Source organism: Peteryoungia aggregata LMG 23059 (assembly GCF_030814435.1).
In the GTDB taxonomy this organism is placed as follows: Bacteria; Pseudomonadota; Alphaproteobacteria; order Rhizobiales; family Rhizobiaceae; genus Allorhizobium; species Allorhizobium aggregatum.
This window is the reverse complement of record NZ_JAUSUW010000003.1, coordinates 423930-442269: the sequence shown is the minus strand read 5'-3', so window position 1 is coordinate 442269 and position 18340 is coordinate 423930. Positions and strand designations below refer to the sequence as shown.

Annotated in this window: 18 protein-coding genes; 13 read left to right on the top strand and 5 right to left on the bottom strand. The window is 62.4% G+C overall.

Annotated features, from left to right (window positions below; all coding sequences use genetic code 11):
• Window positions 1-116: 116 nt before the first annotated feature.
• On the bottom strand, window positions 117-1451 hold the full coding sequence (locus J2045_RS07325) for an MFS transporter (RefSeq protein WP_307371067.1): 1335 nt from the start codon (window positions 1449-1451) through the stop codon (window positions 117-119).
• 276 nt (window positions 1452-1727) lie between these two features.
• On the opposite strand from J2045_RS07325, the gene cyoA reads away from it, so the two are divergent.
• From cyoA to J2045_RS07300, 5 genes are read left to right on the top strand one after another with little or no spacing between them, the layout of a single operon-like run.
• Window positions 1728-2894 carry a ubiquinol oxidase subunit II gene (cyoA, locus tag J2045_RS07320; protein WP_370873019.1) on the top strand — a complete coding sequence of 389 codons (1167 nt, stop codon included), beginning with the start codon at window positions 1728-1730 and terminating at the stop codon, window positions 2892-2894.
• Between the two features lie 12 nt (window positions 2895-2906).
• Window positions 2907-4910 (top strand): cytochrome o ubiquinol oxidase subunit I, encoded by a 2004-nt coding sequence (gene cyoB / locus J2045_RS07315; RefSeq protein WP_307371063.1) that lies wholly within the window; start codon window positions 2907-2909, stop codon window positions 4908-4910.
• A gap of 5 nt (window positions 4911-4915) precedes the next feature.
• On the top strand, window positions 4916-5536 hold the full coding sequence (gene cyoC / locus J2045_RS07310) for a cytochrome o ubiquinol oxidase subunit III (RefSeq protein WP_370873018.1): 621 nt from the start codon (window positions 4916-4918) through the stop codon (window positions 5534-5536).
• A complete protein-coding gene (cyoD, locus tag J2045_RS07305; RefSeq protein ID WP_307371061.1) occupies window positions 5536-5940 on the top strand; it encodes a cytochrome o ubiquinol oxidase subunit IV in 405 nt (134 codons plus the stop codon). The genes cyoC and cyoD overlap by 1 nt, the downstream gene beginning before the upstream one ends.
• A 12-nt stretch (window positions 5941-5952) precedes the next feature.
• Window positions 5953-6657: an SURF1 family protein gene (locus tag J2045_RS07300; protein ID WP_307371059.1), complete on the top strand. Its 705-nt coding sequence runs from the start codon at window positions 5953-5955 to the stop codon at window positions 6655-6657.
• A 15-nt stretch (window positions 6658-6672) separates the two neighbouring features.
• Here J2045_RS07300 and J2045_RS07295 read toward each other — a convergent pair whose 3' ends face one another.
• Window positions 6673-7581: a LysR family transcriptional regulator gene (locus tag J2045_RS07295; RefSeq protein WP_307371056.1), complete on the bottom strand. Its 909-nt coding sequence runs from the start codon at window positions 7579-7581 to the stop codon at window positions 6673-6675.
• A 174-nt stretch (window positions 7582-7755) separates the two neighbouring features.
• Between J2045_RS07295 and J2045_RS07290 the strand changes: the two genes are divergently transcribed.
• Genes J2045_RS07290 through J2045_RS07255 form a run of 8 tightly spaced genes read left to right on the top strand, consistent with a single transcriptional unit; the run spans window position 7756 to window position 15157 of the window.
• Entirely contained in the window at window positions 7756-8880 is a 1125-nt protein-coding gene (locus J2045_RS07290) for a BMP family ABC transporter substrate-binding protein (protein WP_307371054.1), read from the top strand.
• 20 nt (window positions 8881-8900) lie between these two features.
• Complete coding sequence (locus J2045_RS07285; protein ID WP_307371051.1) at window positions 8901-10013, top strand: ABC transporter permease; 1113 nt, start codon at window positions 8901-8903, stop codon at window positions 10011-10013.
• Complete coding sequence (locus tag J2045_RS07280) at window positions 10010-10930, top strand: ABC transporter permease (protein WP_307371048.1); 921 nt, start codon at window positions 10010-10012, stop codon at window positions 10928-10930. The genes J2045_RS07285 and J2045_RS07280 overlap by 4 nt, the downstream gene beginning before the upstream one ends.
• An 11-nt stretch (window positions 10931-10941) precedes the next feature.
• Window positions 10942-11958 carry a formamidase gene (locus J2045_RS07275; protein ID WP_307371046.1) on the top strand — a complete coding sequence of 339 codons (1017 nt, stop codon included), beginning with the start codon at window positions 10942-10944 and terminating at the stop codon, window positions 11956-11958.
• Window positions 11955-12632 carry a biuret amidohydrolase gene (gene biuH / locus J2045_RS07270; protein WP_307371044.1) on the top strand — a complete coding sequence of 226 codons (678 nt, stop codon included), beginning with the start codon at window positions 11955-11957 and terminating at the stop codon, window positions 12630-12632. Before J2045_RS07275 ends, biuH begins: the two co-directional genes overlap by 4 nt.
• Complete coding sequence (locus J2045_RS07265) at window positions 12629-14167, top strand: ABC transporter ATP-binding protein (RefSeq protein ID WP_307371042.1); 1539 nt, start codon at window positions 12629-12631, stop codon at window positions 14165-14167. Before biuH ends, J2045_RS07265 begins: the two co-directional genes overlap by 4 nt.
• Window positions 14167-14832 carry a cysteine hydrolase family protein gene (locus J2045_RS07260; RefSeq protein WP_307371039.1) on the top strand — a complete coding sequence of 222 codons (666 nt, stop codon included), beginning with the start codon at window positions 14167-14169 and terminating at the stop codon, window positions 14830-14832. The genes J2045_RS07265 and J2045_RS07260 overlap by 1 nt, the downstream gene beginning before the upstream one ends.
• A complete protein-coding gene (locus J2045_RS07255) occupies window positions 14825-15157 on the top strand; it encodes a cupin domain-containing protein (protein ID WP_307371035.1) in 333 nt (110 codons plus the stop codon). Before J2045_RS07260 ends, J2045_RS07255 begins: the two co-directional genes overlap by 8 nt.
• Window positions 15158-15193: 36 nt before the next feature.
• Here the strand turns inward: J2045_RS07255 and hutC are convergent, their stop codons facing one another.
• The 3 genes from hutC to hutU form a co-directional block, all read right to left on the bottom strand.
• Complete coding sequence (gene hutC, locus J2045_RS07250; protein ID WP_307371032.1) at window positions 15194-15931, bottom strand: histidine utilization transcriptional repressor HutC; 738 nt, start codon at window positions 15929-15931, stop codon at window positions 15194-15196.
• Between the two features lie 88 nt (window positions 15932-16019).
• Window positions 16020-16637 carry a HutD/Ves family protein gene (locus J2045_RS07245; protein WP_307371030.1) on the bottom strand — a complete coding sequence of 206 codons (618 nt, stop codon included), beginning with the start codon at window positions 16635-16637 and terminating at the stop codon, window positions 16020-16022.
• Between the two features lie 17 nt (window positions 16638-16654).
• Window positions 16655-18328: a urocanate hydratase gene (gene hutU, locus J2045_RS07240; RefSeq protein WP_307371027.1), complete on the bottom strand. Its 1674-nt coding sequence runs from the start codon at window positions 18326-18328 to the stop codon at window positions 16655-16657.
• Window positions 18329-18340: the final 12 nt, after the last annotated feature.

Sequence of the window (18340 nt, the reverse complement as noted above, 5' to 3'; positions counted from 1 at the left end):
GGCAGATCGCGTGACGGCAAGAAGCGGCGATGCCAGCGATGGCATCGCCGCATTGGTTTTGGCCAAAGATTGGACGGGCGTGGCAGACGAATGCCTGAAGCCTCGTCTGAACGCTGTCAGTCGTGCCCCTTCGGCTGCAGCGATATCTGCCGCGCCAGCGCAAGCGCGATCAGCGTGCAGACCGCACCCGATAGAAGGTAGAGACCTGCCGCAAACAGGCCGAACCAGGTTGAGAGCAAGAGCGCCGCCAGGGGCGCGAAGCCTGCGCCGAACATCCAGGAAAGAGCCGACACCATGGCCGAGGCCGTATAACGGTTTCGACGATCAAAGAGCGAGGCGATGGTCCCGGACGACTGGGCGAAATTGAAACCGAGAACGACGAAACCAACCATCATATAGGCGACGACACCGGCCTGACCGCCGTTCAGCAGCAGCGGCGCCGTCAAGGCAAAGGCGCCGATCGCCCAGGCGCCCCAGACGAGGATCTTCTCGCGCCCGATACGATCCGAAAGCCAGCCCGAAACCAGCATGGCGAGCACGCCGACGCCGGCCCCCGCAGCTTCGATCAACAGGAAGGTGCCGGGGGCCTCATCCGTGTAAAGGAAGATCCAGGAGAGCGGGAAGACGGTGACCATGTGGAACATGGCAAAGCTCGCCAGCGGCACGAAGACGCCGAGCAGCACCGTGCGGCCGTCCTGCGACATCGTGGCACGCAGCCCCGTCGGGGTCAGTTCGTTGGTTTCGAACAGCTCCTTGAACTCCGGCGTATCGACGATGCGAAGCCGCGCGAAAAGTGCCACGACATTGATCGCGAAGGCGACGAAGAATGGGTAACGCCAGCCCCAGTCGAGGAAGTCGGCCGCCGAAAGGGTCATCACCAGATAGGCGAAGAGCACGGCTGCAACCGCCAGGCCGACAACGGCACCGAGCTGCGGGATCATCGCATAGAAGCCGCGCTTGTCTTTCGACGCTGTGATGGCGAGCAGCGGTGCCAGACCATCCCAGGTCCCGCCGAGCGCCAGGCCCTGCCCGATGCGCAGCAGCGCGAGCATGGCAATCGCCCACCAGCCAGCAGTCTCATAGGACGGTACCAGTCCCATGGCGACGGTCGATGTGCCCAGCAGGAAAAGCGCCACCGTCAGCTTGGTCACGCGGCCATGTCGGCGGTCGAGGGCTGTGAACAGCACGGTCCCAAGCGGGCGCGCCACGAAGGCAAGTGCCACAAGCACGAAGGACCAGAGCGTACCGGTCAGCGGATCCAGGAACGGGAAGATCCGCGCCGGAAACACGATGACGGACGCGATGGCGAAGACGAAGAAATCGAAGAACTCCGACGTGCGCCCAATGATGACGCCGACCGCGATGTCCGAAGGCGAGACGTGGTGATCGTCTTCGGAGGTGGTGCGGCCACTCTGTGCGGCGGGGGAGGCAGAACCGGTCATGCTCGCCATAACACGTAATCACTTTCTTGCTTGAACAGGCGGACTTTGCCGGGGGAGATGCAGTCCGCACGTCAGTCTAACATGCCGAGAAGCGATGCCGCAGCTGCGGCCAAATTGACAGGTGACAAATTGTCGTATGTGCTGCACCGCAAAATCCAACTAACTAGCTTGACGAATATCAATGGTCGTTGAGTGGAGTTCGGGGGGACCCCTGCTCATCGACCCTTCAGTGTATCAGGGTACGAGATGCAAGAGCTTCGCCTCCCGAAAATAGTGACCGCTTTGGTGGCGGTCTTGTTCCTTTCCGCCTGCAAGGCAGAAGTCCTTGCACCCACGGGAGATGTCGCTGCCCAGCAGCGCGACCTTCTCGTTATCTCCACGCTGCTGATGCTGATCATCATCATTCCGGTGATGCTGCTGACCTGCTGGTTCGCCTGGCATTACCGCGCGTCCAACAGGCAAGCGATCTACAAGCCGAACTGGTCCCACTCGACCAAGCTCGAGTTGATCATCTGGGCGATCCCCCTGATGATCATCATTTGCCTGGGTGCGCTGACCTGGGTCGGAACCCATCTCCTCGATCCCTATCGTCCGCTGGCGCGGGTCTCGGAAGAGCGGCCGCTCGATCCGCAGCAGGAGCCGCTGGACGTTCAGGTCGTGGCGCTCGACTGGAAATGGCTGTTCATTTACCCGCAGTATGGCGTCGCCGCCGTCAACGAGCTCCCGGTCCCGGTCGATCGCCCGATTCGCTTCTCGCTGACCTCGTCCTCGGTGATGAACGCCTTCTACATCCCGCACATGGCCGGCATGATCTATGCGATGCCCGGCATGCAGACGACGCTGCATGGTGTCTTCAATCAGGAAGGCACCTTCCAGGGTCTTGCCTCTCATTATTCCGGCGCCGGCTTCTCAGGCATGCGCTTCAAGGCGAAGGCAACCGATGCCGCCGGTTTCGAGGCCTGGGTTGAACAGGCCCGTGCGGGCGCTGAAAAGCTCGACCGTGCCAAGTATCTTGAGCTCGAACGCCCCAGCGAAAACGTGAAGCCGCTGACCTTCGCCAGCGTCGATCCGCAGCTCTTCCCGCGCGTTGTCAACATGTGCGTTGAAGAGGGCAAGATCTGCATGGCCGAAATGATGGCGCTCGACGCCCAGGGCGGCACGGGTCTCGCCGGCACGGTCAATATGAGCGCGCTGATCTACGACAAGCACGAGCGCCGGGGCACCCGCGAGCCGATCTTCGGTTGGGAACCCTTCAAGGTTCTGGGCTTCTGCTCGGTCGAGGAACTCGAGCAGATGCTGGCTGCAAAGCCCGCATCCTTCAACGACAAGCCCGTTATCTCGGGTCCCCTGATGGGACACAACATGCCGCAGCCGGTATCGCCCTTTGGCGGTGAGGCCGAACGCTTCCTCACGCTCGTCCGGCAGGCATCCGGCAACGCGCCGCAACTCTGACAGGAATTTGGCATGGCTACGATAGACCATTCCACCACGCTTCTTCTCGGTCGCCTCAACTGGAGCGCGATCCCGACGGACCCGATCGTTCTGGCGACTTTCGCAGTCGTCGTGGTCGGCGGCGCCGCCACGGTCGGCGCGCTCACCTATTACCGCCTCTGGGGCTACCTCTGGCGCGAGTGGCTGACCTCCGTCGATCACAAGAAGATCGGCATCATGTATATCATCCTGGCGCTGGTCATGCTGGTGCGCGGCTTTGCCGATGCCATTATGATGCGCCTGCAGCAGGTGCTCGCCTTCAACGGATCCGAGGGCTATCTCAACGCCCACCACTATGACCAGATCTTCACCGCCCACGGCGTCATCATGATCTTCTTCGTGGCGATGCCCTTCGTCACGGGTCTGATGAACTATGTCGTGCCGCTGCAGATCGGCGCGCGCGACGTTTCCTTCCCCTTCCTCAACAACTTCTCCTTCTGGATGACCGTCGGCGGCGCCGTGCTTGTCATGGCCTCGCTCTTCGTCGGCGAGTTCGCCCAGACCGGTTGGCTCGCCTTCCCGCCGCTGTCGGGCATCGGCTACAGCCCGTGGGTTGGGGTCGACTATTATATCTGGGGCCTGCAGATCGCCGGCGTCGGAACCACGCTCTCAGGCATCAACCTGCTCGTCACCATCGTCAAGATGCGGGCACCAGGCATGACCCTGATGCGCATGCCTGTTTTCACCTGGACAGCACTCTGCACCAACATCCTGATCGTCGCCTCCTTCCCGGTTTTGACGATGACGCTGATCCTCCTGACGCTTGATCGCTACGTGGGAACGAACTTCTTCACAAACGATCTCGGCGGCAACCCGATGATGTATATCAACCTCATCTGGATCTGGGGTCACCCGGAAGTCTACATCCTGATCCTGCCGCTCTTCGGCGTTTTTTCGGAGATCACGTCCACATTCTCCGGCAAGCGGCTCTTCGGCTACAGCTCGATGGTCTATGCCACCGTTTGCATCACGATCCTGAGCTATATCGTTTGGCTGCACCACTTCTTCACAATGGGTTCGGGGGCCTCGGTGAACGCCTTCTTCGGCATCACCACGATGATCATCTCGGTGCCCACGGGGGCCAAGATCTTCAATTGGCTCTTCACCATGTACCAGGGACGGGTGCGCTTCGACCTGCCGATGATGTGGACGGTCGCCTTCATGCTGACCTTCACCATCGGCGGCATGACGGGCGTGCTTCTCGCGGTTCCGCCGGCAGACTTCGTCCTGCACAACTCGCTCTTCCTGGTGGCGCACTTCCACAACGTCATCATCGGCGGCGTGCTGTTCGGCTGCTTTGCCGCAATCGCCTACTGGTGGCCCAAGGCCTTCGGCTTCCAGCTCAATGTTTTCTGGGGCAAGGTTTCCTTCTGGACCTGGGTCAGCGGCTTCTGGCTCGCCTTCATGCCGCTCTATGTGCTCGGCCTGATGGGTGTAACCCGCCGCATGCGCGTCTTCGATGATCCGGATCTCAGAATCTGGTTCATCCTGGCAGCCCTTGGCGCACTGTTGATCGCTGTCGGCATCGCCGCCTTCTTCATCCAGATCGCCGTCTCGATCTGGAACCGCAAGGACAACATGGACGTGACCGGCGACCCCTGGGATGGCCGCACGCTGGAATGGGCGACCTCGTCTCCGCCGCCGGCCTACAACTTCGCCTTCACGCCCGTCGTCCATGATCTGGACGCCTGGCACGACATGAAGCAGGTCGGGCAGAAGCGTCCGAAGGCGCCCTACATCCCGATCCACATGCCGCGTTACACCGGCACGGGTGTTGTGATCTCGGCCTTGGCCACGCTCTGCGGCTTTGCGCTGGTCTGGTACATCTGGTGGCTGGCGGCTGTGTCCTTCGTGGCGATCATCGCCGTCGCGATCGCCCATACCTTCAACTACGACCGGGACTATTACGTCCCCGTCGACGAGGTCGAGCGTGTCGAAAAGGCACGTGACCGCGAACTGGCAAGCGTGGGAGCGTGACGACCGTGAGCACCATCACCAAATCCGACGCACCCGCCGTCTATTGGGAAACTGAACCGCATCATCATCCGGAAGGCGCGTCCACGCGGCTCGGCTTCTGGATCTACCTGATGAGTGACTGCCTGATGTTCGCGGTCCTCTTCGCCGTGTTTGGCGTGGTCGGCCAGAGCTATGCGGCCGGCCCCGGCCCGAAGGCGCTTTTCGATCTGAACCTGATTGCGATCAACACCGGCTTCCTGCTGGTGTCGTCGATCACCTTCGGTTTTGCGATGCTCGCCATGTATGAAGGCCGCCAGGCCCGCATGCAGGCATGGCTTGCCGTCACCCTGCTGCTCGGCCTCGCCTTCCTGGCGCTCGAAATCTACGAATTCCATCACCTGATCGAGCTCGGCGCCGGTCCGCAGCGGTCTGCCTTCCTGTCGGCCTTCTTCGCGCTGGTCGGGACGCACGGCCTGCACGTCCTGTTCGGCTGCATCTGGCTCGTGACGCTGATGGTCCAGATCAATCAGAACGGCCTGATCCCGGCCAACACCCGACGCATGGAATGCCTGAGCATGTTCTGGCACTTCCTCGATGTGATCTGGATCGGTGTCTTCACCTTCGTTTACCTCCTGGGGATGATCTGATGTCCAAACCTTCCATCCAGCCCCACGGCCACCACGAACAGGGCCACGGTCACGACAACAGCGGTCACGACCACGGCAGCTATCGCTCCTATCTCACCGGCTTCGTGCTGGCGGCGATCCTGACGATCATTCCCTTCGCCATCGTCATGAGCGGCGGCTTTGACAGCCGCGTGCTGACGGCGGTGACGGTGATCGGCTTTGCCGTCGTCCAGATCCTCGTTCACATGGTCTACTTCCTGCACATGAACACCCGGTCTGACGAAGGCTGGACCATGCTGTCGATGATCTTCACGATCATCGTGGTGGTGATCATGATCGCCGGATCCGTCTGGGTCATGTACAACCTCAACACCAACATGATGCCATCAATGGATCACGAGAGCTTCCAGGGCTTCGGTTCCTGACGGGAAAAAATCATGACGCGAGCGCGCCGACCATGGTGGTTCATCGGGCTGGGTGTGCTTGCGGTCAGCCTGCTTGTCAGCCTCGGCGTCTGGCAACTCCAGCGCCTGCAGTGGAAGACGGCCCTGATCGAACGCGTCGAAGCGGGGCTCGTCGCCCCGCCGTCCGCAGCGCCCGGACCAGATCTTTGGACTGGGGTCACATTCGACACGGCGGAGTATCGGCGTGTCGAAGTGCGAGGGCAGTATCTTCCGTCTGACGACACGCTCGTGAAGGCAGTCACCTCGCGAGGCTCCGGCTTCTGGGTGATGACGCCCTTCCAGACGGATGACGGCTGGCGCCTCTTCATCAACCGCGGCTTCGTGCCGGATGACCGCACCTCGGCCGTCGACAGGCCGAGACCTGAGGGTGAGCAGTCGGCCACCGGCCTCCTGCGCCTCACCCAGCCGGGCGGTGCTTTTCTCCGGGATAACGACCCCGCGGCTAACCGATGGTTCTCCCGTGACACCGTCGTCATGGCTGAGGCCCTTGGGCTGGGAGAAGTCGCGCCCTATTTCGTCGATGTCGATGAACAGGGCGACGGCATACCCGTCGGCGGGCTCACCGTCGTGTCCTTTCCCAACAAGCATTTCGGCTACGCCCTGACCTGGTTCGGCCTGGCTGCCGTTTTCGCCTATCTGCTCTACCGTGCCACGCGACCGGACGCGGTCGATCGCTAGGTTTCGGCTAGCCCGTCACGACACTTCGTATCGGCTGGCAAGTGCCGTCGACAGCTGAGCGGCAAACCGGGCCGCCGCGACCGGAAGCGTGCGGCCGCGCAACTGCCCCATATAGAGCACGCCCGCCGGCACATCGCGCTTGTCGAGCGGTCGTGTGATCATCTCCCCCGTCATCGTATGGTCCGAAAGCCCGATCGGGATCTGGAAGGTGATGATGTTCTCCGCGACCGCATGGTTGCGCAGGAACTCGAAACTGTCGGATTCGATCACCGGCTCCAGCCGGTAGGATGACTTTTGCGCCGCCATGTCCATCAGGTGACGGACGCCGAAGGGCGCCGTCGGCAACGAATAAGGATGCGCGAGGCAGTCGCTCAGGCGGATTGTTCCTTTCGCGGCCAGCGGATGATGCAGCGCCATCACCACATGCACCGGCTGATGCACCCGGATCAGTGTCATGAAATCCGCCATGCGCACCGGCTCAAACACGATCGCCAGATCCGCCGAGTGATCGACCAGCGACTGTTCCGCCGCCTGGCGGTCGCGCAGATGCACACCGAAGGTCACCGCCGGATGGTCCTTCCGATAGTGAGCGATCTGATGCGGCAGGAAATAGGGCAGGAGCGCCTGGCTGCAGGCGATCGACACATGACCGCGGCGAACCCCTGAAAGGTCGGCGATCTGCGAGCGCACCCGTTCCATGTCGGAGATCTGGTTGCGGATGTGATGGATCAGGATCTCTCCGGCACTCGACAGCCGCACCCCATGCGGCAGCCGCTCGAAGACCGGCACGCCGAGCTCCTCTTCCAGCGCCAGAATGCGCCGATTGAGTGCCGTTGAGGTTATCGCAAGGGATTCGGCCGCGCCGCGGATAGACCCCGCCTTGGCAACGGCATCGATGTAACGAAGCGAAGTCAGGTGCCGCATGCGAGCTCTCCCATCGTGATGCAAAATTTGCAGCAGCTTGACCAAAACTTAGCACAAGACAGAAGCAGCGCCATATGGGTTACTCAAAGGTGAACGCGGAGCGCCATCAATAATCAGGGGAACCAGCGCCCGCCCGCCTATTCGCCGTCCATTCCGTGATCTGGGAGATCCTTCATGAGCCAGTTTCTTATGCCGAACCGCCGCCAGTTTCTGCGCCAGTCAGCCGGTCTCGCCGGTCTTGCTGCTGCCAGCAGCGTGCTTCCTTTCGACATCGCACGCGCCGCAGGCCTGACCGTCGGCTTCATCTATGTCGGCCCGAAGGATGACTTCGGCTACAACCAGGCCCATGCCGAGGGCGCTGCCGCGATCAAGTCGATCGAGGGCGTGACCGTGGTCGAGGAGGAACAGGTTCCGGAAACGGTCGACGTCCAGAAGACCATGGAGAGCATGATCAACTTCGACGGCGCCACACTGCTCTTCCCGACCTCCTTCGGCTATTTCGATCCCCATATCCTGACCATGGCGCCGAAATATCCCAACGTCCGCTTCGAACATTGCGGCGGCCTCTGGACCCCGGACAAGCCGGCCAATACCGGCTCCTATTTCGGCTATATCGGCATGGGCCAGTATTTGAACGGCATCGTCGCCGGTCACATGACCAAGAGCAAGAAGATCGGCTTCGTCGCGGCTAAGCCCATCCCGCAGGTTCTGCTCAACATCAACTCCTTCCTGCTCGGCGCCCGCGCCGTCGATCCGACGATCACCTGCCAGGTCATCTTCACCGGTGAATGGTCGCTCGCCGTCAAGGAAGCGGAAGCCACAAATGCACTCGCCGACCAGGGCGTCGACGTCGTCACCTGCCATGTCGACGGCCCGAAGGTCGTCATGGAAACCGGCGCCGGCCGCGGCATGTTCCTCTGCGGCTACCATGCCAACCAGAGCCCGCTGGCACCCGAGAAGTATCTGACCGGTGCCGAATGGAACTGGTCCAAGGTCTATACAGACATGGTCAACACGACCTTGGCTGGCGGCACCATCGACAACTTCGTCCGCGGCGGCCTCGCCGAAGGCTTCGTCAAGATGAGCCCGCTCGGACCGGCAGTCACCGAACCGGCGCGCAAGCAGTTTGATGCGACCCTAGCTGACATCATGAAGGGCGGCTTTTCGGTCATCAAGGGACCGCTCAAGGACAACAAGGGCAATGTCATCGCCACCGAGGGCCAGGCTTTCGCCGAGACGGATGTGGCGCTCGAAAGCATGGGCTACCTCGTCGAGGGCGTCGTCGGATCGACCTCGTAATCGTCCGGGAGGGGCATGCCATGAGTGCACCGGCGGATCTCGCAAGCCAGGACCTGGCCAAACGCAGTGTCTCGTTCGAGACGGTTCTGCACTGGCTTGATCCGCTCTTCCTGCCGCTGGCGGCACTTCTCGCCGGCATGCTCCTCTTTGCCGTCTTCTTGCTCCTGATCGGCACCTCGCCAATCGAGTTCTACACCCTCGTCTACAAGGCGGGCTTCGGCACGTCCTTCTCCTGGACCAACACGCTTGCCCGTGCAGCACCGCTGCTTCTCGCAGCCCTCTGTGTCGCCCTGCCGGCCCGGCTTGGTTTGGTGGTGATCGGCGGAGAGGGGGCAATCGTGCTGGGCGGCGTCGGTGCCGGTGCGGTTGCCATGCTGGCCCCTGGCATGCCGGGTCCGGTCGGCATCCTCGCCATGATGATCGCGGGTGCGCTCGTCGGCGCCATCTGGATTGGCGGCATCGGGGCTCTCCGGCATTTTCGTGGGGTCAATGAGACGATCTCCAGCCTGCTGCTTGCCTATATCGCGATCGCCCTCATGAACCATCTGGTCGAAGGGCCGCTGCGCGACCCCGCCAGCCTCAACAAGCCGTCCACGTCGCCTCTGCCGGAGCTCTACCGGATCGGCGAAATCCCCGGCATCGGCGTGCATTGGGGGCTCGCGGCCGGCATCATCGCCTGCATCCTGTGCTGGGGGCTGATCGAAAAGACGACCTTCGGATTTGCGGCGCGCATTGTCGGCGGAAACCTCAGGGCCGCTCAGGTGCAGGGGCTGCCGGCCGGCCTGCTGATGATCGGCTTCACAGCACTTGGCGGCTCACTTGCTGGCCTCGCCGGAGCCTTCGAGGTCGCGGCCGTCCATGGCTCGGCCAATGCCTCGCTCGCCGGTGGCTATGGTTATACGGGCATCCTGATCGCCTTCCTTGCCCGGCACAACTGCCTGGCGATCATCCCGGCCACCCTGCTCTTTGCCGGCTTCGAGGCGTCGAGTGGCCTCGTCCAGCGAAGGCTCGACCTGCCGGATGCGACCATCGTGGTCTTCCAGGGCATGATCTTCATCGCCATCCTCCTGTCCGACGCATTCCGTGATCGCATCACGCTGGAAGGCCTCCTGCTGAAGGGAAAGCGCGCATGACGGATATCGGTCTTTGGGGCGTCCCCCTTGCCATCCTCGGCGGCGCCATCCGTGTCTCCACCCCTTTCATCTTCGTCAGCATCGGTGAATGCCTGACGGAACGCTCGGGTCGCATCAATCTCGGCCTTGAAGGCACGCTCGTCTTCGGTGCGATGAGCGGCTATGCCGTCGCCTATCATACTGGCTCCGCCTGGGCGGGTACGCTCGCGGCGGCCGTCTGCGGTCTTCTTTTCGGCCTCCTGCACGGTTGGATCTGCAAGTTTCCCAAGGTCAATGACATCGCGATCGGCATCGCCCTGATGATCTTCGGCTCGGGCCTGGCCTTCTTCTTCGGCAAGCCCTATGTCCAGCCTGTCGCCCCCGATCTGCCGTCCATCCCGCTCGGTTTCTGGTCGGATATCCCGCAGGTCCAGGCGGCCCTCAACGTCAACGTCCTCTTTCTGGTCGGCATCGCGCTCGCCTTCCTCGCCGCCTGGGTTCTGAAAAACACCCGCGTCGGCCTCACCATCCGGGTTGCGGGTGACAGTGCCGATGCCGCGCGTGCGCTTGGCATCAACGTTAACCGCGTGCGCCTCTGGTCGACGGCGGTGGGTGGTGCGCTGGCCGGCGTCGGTGGCGCCTATCTCTCGCTCTTTTATCCCGGCAGCTGGAACGAAGGCATTTCCTCAGGCCAGGGCCTGATGGCGGTCGCACTGGTCATCTTCGCCCGCTGGAACCCGGTCCATTGCCTCTACGCCTCGCTGCTCTTTGGCGGCGCGGGCGCGCTTGGGCCTGCGCTTCAATCAGTCGGCGTCACCCAGGGCTACTATCTTTTCTACGCCGCACCTTATGTGCTCACCCTCGGCCTTCTGATCGCGATCAGTTCGCGCAGCCGGGCCATGGTCTCGGCCCCCGGCGAACTCAGCATCACCAAATAGGAGCAGGATCCATGAACGGACTTGGCGGTCTCAACAAGTCGCCCGAGGGCGTGGTCATCGGCCTCGTACAGCTGCAATTGCCGAACACGGTCACCCGGGCCGATCTCGCGGCCCAGACCGACAAGGTGGTCGGCATGGTCGCCAAAGCGCGCCGCAATATCGCCGGCATGGATCTCGTCGTCTTCCCCGAATATGCCCTGCATGGCCTGTCGATGGATACGAACCCGGAGATCATGTGCCGGATGGATGGTCCTGAAGTCGCAGCCTTCAGAGAGGCCTGCCGCGACAACCGCATCTGGGGCTGCTTTTCCATCATGGAATACAATCCCGGCGGCAATCCGTGGAACACCGGTCTTGTTATCGATGACCAGGGCGAGATCAAACTCTATTACCGCAAGCTCCACCCCTGGGTGCCGGTCGAACCCTGGGAACCCGGCGATCTCGGCATCCCTGTCATCGAAGGCCCGAAGGGCTGCAAGCTCTCGCTGATCATCTGCCACGACGGCATGTTCCCGGAAATGGCACGCGAGGCAGCCTATAGGGGCGCCGAGATCATGCTGCGCACTGCGGGCTACACCGCCCCGATGCGCGAGGCCTGGCGCTTCACCAACCAGTCCAATTCCTTCTGCAATCTCATGGTGACCGCCAATGTCTGCATGTGCGGATCGGACGGCACCTTCGATTCCATGGGTGAGGGCATGATCGTCAACTTCGACGGCAGCATCATCGCCCATGGCACGTCGGGTCGACCGGATGAGATCATCACGGCGGAAGTCCGCCCCGATCTCGTGCGTGAGGCGCGCCGCGTCTGGGGTGTCGAAAACAACATCTATCAGCTCGGCCATCGCGGCTTCTCGGCCGTTGCCGGCGGTGCAGGCGATTGCCCCTACACCTTCATGCAGGACCTGGTGGCCGGAGAGTACAAACTGCCTTGGGAGGACGAGGTCCAGATGACCGACGGCACATCCTGTGGCTTCCCGAAACCCGTGCGTCGCTATGGCGAGACCAACAAGGAGGCGGCGGAATGACGACCATTAAGGCAGATCCCTATCTCTGGCCCTATAACGGCGATCTCCGTCCGGAAAACACCGCGCTCATCATCATCGACATGCAGACCGATTTCTGCGGCGTCGGTGGTTATGTCGACAAGATGGGCTACGACCTTTCGCTCACCCGCGCGCCGATCGAGCCGATCAAGAAGGTGCTCTCGGCCATGCGCGCCAAGGGCTACCACATCATCCACACCCGAGAGGGCCATCGCCCTGATCTCTCCGATCTGCCGCCGAACAAGCGCTGGCGCTCGCAGCAGATTGGCGCCGGCATCGGTGATGCCGGTCCTTGCGGCCGCATTCTCGTGCGCGGCGAGCCGGGCTGGGAGATCATCGACGAACTGGCCCCGCTGCCGGGCGAGGCGATCATCGACAAGCCGGGTAAGGGCTCCTTCTGCGCCACCGATCTCGAGCTCATCCTGCGCACCCGCGGCATCGAAAACATCGTGCTGACCGGCATTACTACGGATGTCTGCGTGCACACGACGATGCGCGAGGCCAATGACCGCGGCTTCGAATGCGTCCTCCTTGAGGACTGCTGTGGCGCCACCGATCCCGGCAACCACGCCGCCGCCATCAAGATGGTGAAGATGCAGGGTGGCGTCTTCGGCTCCGTCTCCGACAGTGAAAAGCTCGTGGACGCCCTGCCATGAGGGTCCCGGCGCAAGAGTTCAGGACACCCGATCACGCCATGTCGGTGGAAACCGTCGGCATGACCATGCGCTTCGGCAGCTTCACGGCGCTCAACGACGTCTCGATCCGTGTCGCCGCCGGCTCTTTCCATGTGCTGCTTGGCGAAAACGGCGCGGGAAAGTCGACCCTCGTCAAATGCATGATGGGCTTTTACAAGCCGACCTCGGGTCAGATGATGGTCGAAGGCCTCGAAGTCGAGATCCCCGACCCCCGTGCCGCTCATGATCTCGGGCTCGGCATGGTCTACCAGCATTTCACCCTTGTTCCCTCGCTGACCGCCGCCGAAAACCTCGTCATCAGCCGGGCGGATGCACCGGCGCTGATCGACTGGAAAAAGGAGCGCCAGGCGCTCTCCGTCTTCATGGACCGCATGCCCTTTTCCGTGCCGCTCGACATCCCCGTCGGCCGGCTAGCCGCTGGCGAAAAGCAGAAGCTGGAACTCCTGAAGCAGCTCTATCTCGGCCGCCGTTTCCTGATCCTCGATGAGCCGACCTCGGTGCTGACACCGGCGGAAGCCGACGAACTGCTCGGCATGGTCAGGGGTCTCACCAGCGCCGGTGAACTCACCTGCCTGATGATCAGCCACAAGTTCCGCGAAGTCACGGCCTTCGCCGACGAGGTCTCGATCCTGAGACGCGGCGAATATGTCGGCGGCGGCAAGGTCTCCGATCTCTCGACCTCGGACATGGCGGCCATGATGATTGGCGAAAAGGAGCTGGTGAAGCCGGCTGCCCGCGTCGCCTATCAGGGTGTGCCCATCCTCTCCGCCTCCGGCGTCAGGGCCCCGGATCGCTCCGGCCTGAAGACCATCGACATCGCCGATCTCACCGTAAAGTCCGGCGAAATCGTCGGCATCGCCGGCATCTCCGGCAATGGACAGATGGAGCTGATGGAGATCCTGACCGGCCAGCGGCCACTGGAAAAGGGGGAGATCCGGGTGAAGGCGGAGCCCTATCACGCGCGCCGTAGCGAAGCGCGCAAGCTCAACGTACGCTATCTGCCCGAGGAGCCATTGAAGAATGCGTGCGCGCCACGCATGACGGTAGCGGAAAACATCTTCTTCCGCGATTTCGACTTCACCGCAGGCAGCCGCCAGTTCTGGCTTGATGGCAGCCGCATGCTCGAACAGGCAGGCCATCTGGTCGGCGAGTACAAGGTGAAGACCGCCTCCCTCCAGTCCCCGATTGCCTCGCTCTCAGGCGGCAATGTCCAGCGTGCGGTTCTTGCCCGCGAACTCACCGGCGACGTAGATCTTCTGATCATTACCAATCCCTGCTTCGGTCTCGATTTCTCGGCTGTCGCCGAAATCCGCGCCCGCATCATGGCGGCACGTAATACCGGTGCTGCGGTGCTGTTGATCTCAGAGGACCTCGACGAAATCCTCGAACTCTCCGACCGGATCCTGGTCATGTCGGAAGGGCATATCGCGTATGAGACACCAGCCGCGAACGCCGATATTGGCGAGATCGGCCGGCACATGGCAGGACATCACTGATGGCAATCATCAAGGCGCGGCCCTTCGATTTCGACCTTGATCGGGATCATGTGGCCCTCATCATCATCGACATGCAGCGCGACTTCGTCGAGCCCGGCGGCTTCGGCGAAACACTGGGCAACAAGGTCGCGCTCCTTCAGGCGATCATCCCGGCGACGGCCCGCCTGCTCGCTGCCTTCCGCACCGCCGGACTGCCTGTCATCCACACCCGCGAATGCCATCGTCCGGATCTTTCCGATTGCCCGCCCGCCAAGCGCGATCGCGGCAAGCCGTCTCTGCGCATCGGCGATCCCGGTCCCATGGGCCGCATCCTCATCTCGGGCGAACCCGGCGCCGACATCATTCCGGAACTCTATCCGGTGGAGGGCGAAATCGTGCTCGACAAGCCTGGCAAGGGCGCTTTCTACGTCACGCCGCTCGGAGATATCCTGGCCGAGGGGAAGATCCGCCAGTTGGTCTTCGCAGGCGTCACCACCGAAGTCTGCGTCCAGACCACGATGCGCGAGGCCAATGATCGCGGCTTCGAATGTCTGCTCGCGACCGACGCCACAGAGAGCTATTTCCCCGAATTCAAACAGGCGGCCATCGACATGATCACCGCGCAAGGAGCGATCGTCGGATGGGCAGCCACCGTCGATCAGATCGTGGAGGCGCTCGATGTCTGAAGCTCTCAGTTTTCCGGATTTCCTGAGCGGCGGCTGGCAGCACCTTCAGTTCGAATATTTTCGCGAAGGGGTCGAGATCTGCCGGCTGGTATCGGGCGAGCCCGAACTGGCACTGCTGCGCTATGCCCCTGGCGCCTCCGTGCCGAGGCACCTGCATGTCGGGCTCGAGACGATCCTGGTGCTGGAAGGATCCCAGAGTGATGAATTCGGCCACTATCCCAAGGGATCTTTGATCGCCAATCCAGAAGGGACAACGCATTCCGTCTCGTCGGAGGAGGGCTGCGTGGTTTTGATCCAGTGGACGAAGCCGGTCAAAATTCTCTAAAATATGTTGCCGGCTAATGTTCTGCTGTTCGTGCGCTTAGTAGGAACTCTCCAGGCTGTAACGGCTGCCGGGATAGAGAAGCCGCACCGAAGTCACCAACCGGTCGCCTGACCAGGTCCTTCGCCTGACCTGAAGGCAGGGTTCCGATTTGGCAATCGCCAGCAGCCGGCATTCCCAGGGCTGTGGGAGCACCGCCTCGACGAACTGCTCGGCGCGCGAGATCGGCGCGATGGAGCTCAGATAGGCACTCGGCGTGATCGTGTGAAAATCGCGGTCGAGATAGTCGGGCGCCACTTCCGCATTCACGAACCGGTCTTCGATCTGGATCGGAAGATCGTCTTCCTTGTGCACGATGACTGAATGGAAAGCCGTTGTGCCGGCGGCAACCTCAAGCCGATCGGCAAGGTCGTGGTCGCAGACTTCGGCCTGTTTCAGCACGAGCTCGGCCGAATGCAGCCCGCCACGCTCCGCGATCTCGTCCGTAATGCTGCGAACATCCGCAACGTTGGCGCTGCGCTTCTTCGGCGCAACAAACGAGCCGCGCCCCTGGACGCGAATGATCACGCCTTCGCTGGCAAGCTCCCGCAGCGCCCGATGCGCCGTCATCCGGCTGACGCCCAAAAGCTCCACCAGCTCGTTCTCGGAAGGGATGCGATGATTCGTCGGCCATTCGCCGCGCTCGATCCGCGCTTTGATCTCGGATTTCATCTGCTCGTAGAGCGGCGTATCCTGCCGTTCCTCGGGGAGTGCAAATCCTGGCTGCTCTTCGGACATGGTGGTCGACCCTGATGGTTGAGGAGCGTATCGGCATTTGCCTCTGCCGGAACGCCTCAGTCGCTCCCTTTATCGGCAGAGGCCTTGTCTAGGCAACCTGTTCCGCATCCGGTGTCTGGCCGGACAAGGCAGTCACTTCGATGATGTAGAGCATGCACCCGGAACCACGGGGCACGATCGAAAGCTCGAGCGGCCCGTCGAGGCCGACGAGCACGTCACCGAGCCCCGCGTCCGATCGCAGGCTATCAATCGCAACAAGGGCTTCATCTCGGAAGACGACGGCGACAGTTTCGGCGGGGAGCGAAAGCGTCTGCGCATCAGACACGACGATCTTCGTCATGCGATGAACGAAACGCCCGCGACGGCTCATCATGTTGAGGTCCAGCGTCTCCCCACCCAGACAATCCGCCTGAACCTCCGCATCGCCGGAAAAGGCGAAGGGCGGCGAGCCCACGAGAAGCGGTGGTTCCCGTCTCCCATCGACCGTCAACTGCATGCCGTCCCCCTGGAGAACGGCGATGGTCCTGTCGATCCCGGCAAAAATCGAGAACGGACCGGATGCCCCGACGGTGGCCAGACTGATTCGCCAGTCGAACCCGCCGGGTTCATCCGAAGCAGGCCTGGAGATCACCTCGCGGGTGATCCCCAGCCCGTTTTTCCAGGGCATCTTCAGGTGCTCGTCAAAGCGCTGGATGCGGATGGACATGGGCGTGTCGTGTCCCCTTAATTGCCGAGGATGCCGGGCAGACGAAGGCCCTTTTCCTTGGCGCAATCCAGCGCGATGTCGTAACCAGCATCGGCATGGCGCATCACGCCGGTTGCCGGATCGTTCCACAGAACCCGCTCCAGCCGGCGTGCAGCATCATCAGTGCCATCGGCGCAGATCACCATGCCGGAATGCTGGGAAAAGCCCATGCCCACACCACCGCCATGATGCAGCGAGACCCAGGTCGCGCCCGAGGCGCAGTTCAGAAGTGCGTTCAGAAGCGGCCAGTCGGACACGGCGTCCGAGCCATCCTTCATCGCTTCCGTCTCGCGGTTGGGCGAGGCGACCGAACCGGAATCGAGATGATCGCGGCCGATGACGACGGGCGCCTTCAGCTCGCCATTGCGAACCATCTCGTTGAAGGCAAGGCCGAGCTTGTGGCGATCGCCGAGGCCGACCCAGCAGATGCGCGCCGGCAGGCCCTGGAAGGCAATGCGCTCGCGTGCCATGTCCAGCCAGTTGTGCAGATGCTTGTTGTCGGGCAGCAGCTCCTTCACCTTGGCATCCGTCTTGTAGATATCCTCCGGATCGCCCGAAAGTGCGGCCCAGCGGAACGGGCCGATGCCGCGGCAGAAGAGCGGACGGATATAGGCCGGCACGAAGCCGGGGAAGGCGAAGGCATTCTCGAAGCCTTCTTCCTTGGCGACCTGGCGAATGTTGTTTCCATAGTCGAGCGTCGGAATGCCCATGTTCCAGAAGTCGACCATCGCCTGCACATGGGTCTTCATCGAGGCCCGGGCAGCGACTTCCACCGCCTTCGGGTCGCTCTCTTGGCGTACCCGCCATTCGGCAACCGTCCAGCCGACCGGCAGATAGCCGTGGATTGGGTCATGGGCTGAGGTCTGGTCGGTGACGATGTCCGGGCGCACGCCGCGACGCACGAGTTCCGGGAAGATCTCGGCGGCATTGCCGACCAGGCCGACGGATTTCGCTTCCCCCGCCTTGGTCCACTGGTCGATCAGGGCAAGCGCCTCGTCCAGCGTATGCGCCTTGGCATCGACGTAACGGGTGCGCAGGCGAAAATCGATGCGGGTTTCGTCGCATTCGACGGCAAGGCAGCAGGCGCCGGCCATCACGGCGGCGAGCGGCTGGGCACCACCCATGCCGCCAAGGCCACCCGTCAGGATCCATTTGCCCTTCAGGTTGCCGTTATAGTGCTGGCGGCCAGCCTCCACGAAGGTCTCGTAAGTGCCCTGCACGATGCCTTGGGTGCCGATATAGATCCACGAGCCGGCGGTCATCTGGCCGTACATGGCGAGACCCTTCTTATCCAGCTCGTTGAAGTGATCCCAGGTCGCCCAGTGTGGCACCAGGTTGGAATTGGCGATCAGCACGCGCGGTGCGTCCTTGTGGGTGCGGAACACGCCGACCGGCTTGCCCGACTGCACGATCAGCGTCTCTTCTTCGGTGAGCGTCTTCAGCGTCTCGACGATCCGGTCGAAATCATCCCAGGTGCGCGCCGCCCGGCCAATGCCACCGTAGACCACCAGCTCATGCGGCCGCTCGGCGACGTCGGGGTCGAGATTGTTCATCAGCATGCGCAGCGGCGCTTCCGTCATCCAGCTCTTGGCCGAGAGTTCGGTTCCGGTTGCGGCGCGGACGTCGCGGATATTGTGTCTTGGATTGCTCATGATCCTCGCTCC

Bases quoted from the DNA above. Each gene is read 5' to 3' on its own strand.
- J2045_RS07325 (WP_307371067.1), bottom strand. From the start codon at position 1,451: ATGGCGAGCATGACCGGTTCTGCCTCCCCCGCCGCACAGAGTGGCCGC.
- cyoB (WP_307371063.1), top strand. From the start codon at position 2,907: ATGGCTACGATAGACCATTCCACCACGCTTCTTCTCGGTCGCCTCAAC.
- cyoD (WP_307371061.1), top strand. From the start codon at position 5,536: ATGTCCAAACCTTCCATCCAGCCCCACGGCCACCACGAACAGGGCCAC.
- J2045_RS07300 (WP_307371059.1), top strand. From the start codon at position 5,953: ATGACGCGAGCGCGCCGACCATGGTGGTTCATCGGGCTGGGTGTGCTT.
- J2045_RS07295 (WP_307371056.1), bottom strand. From the start codon at position 7,581: ATGCGGCACCTGACTTCGCTTCGTTACATCGATGCCGTTGCCAAGGCG.
- J2045_RS07290 (WP_307371054.1), top strand. From the start codon at position 7,756: ATGAGCCAGTTTCTTATGCCGAACCGCCGCCAGTTTCTGCGCCAGTCA.
- J2045_RS07285 (WP_307371051.1), top strand. From the start codon at position 8,901: ATGAGTGCACCGGCGGATCTCGCAAGCCAGGACCTGGCCAAACGCAGT.
- J2045_RS07280 (WP_307371048.1), top strand. From the start codon at position 10,010: ATGACGGATATCGGTCTTTGGGGCGTCCCCCTTGCCATCCTCGGCGGC.
- J2045_RS07275 (WP_307371046.1), top strand. From the start codon at position 10,942: ATGAACGGACTTGGCGGTCTCAACAAGTCGCCCGAGGGCGTGGTCATC.
- biuH (WP_307371044.1), top strand. From the start codon at position 11,955: ATGACGACCATTAAGGCAGATCCCTATCTCTGGCCCTATAACGGCGAT.
- J2045_RS07265 (WP_307371042.1), top strand. From the start codon at position 12,629: ATGAGGGTCCCGGCGCAAGAGTTCAGGACACCCGATCACGCCATGTCG.
- J2045_RS07260 (WP_307371039.1), top strand. From the start codon at position 14,167: ATGGCAATCATCAAGGCGCGGCCCTTCGATTTCGACCTTGATCGGGAT.
- J2045_RS07255 (WP_307371035.1), top strand. From the start codon at position 14,825: ATGTCTGAAGCTCTCAGTTTTCCGGATTTCCTGAGCGGCGGCTGGCAG.
- hutC (WP_307371032.1), bottom strand. From the start codon at position 15,931: ATGTCCGAAGAGCAGCCAGGATTTGCACTCCCCGAGGAACGGCAGGAT.
- J2045_RS07245 (WP_307371030.1), bottom strand. From the start codon at position 16,637: ATGTCCATCCGCATCCAGCGCTTTGACGAGCACCTGAAGATGCCCTGG.
- hutU (WP_307371027.1), bottom strand. From the start codon at position 18,328: ATGAGCAATCCAAGACACAATATCCGCGACGTCCGCGCCGCAACCGGA.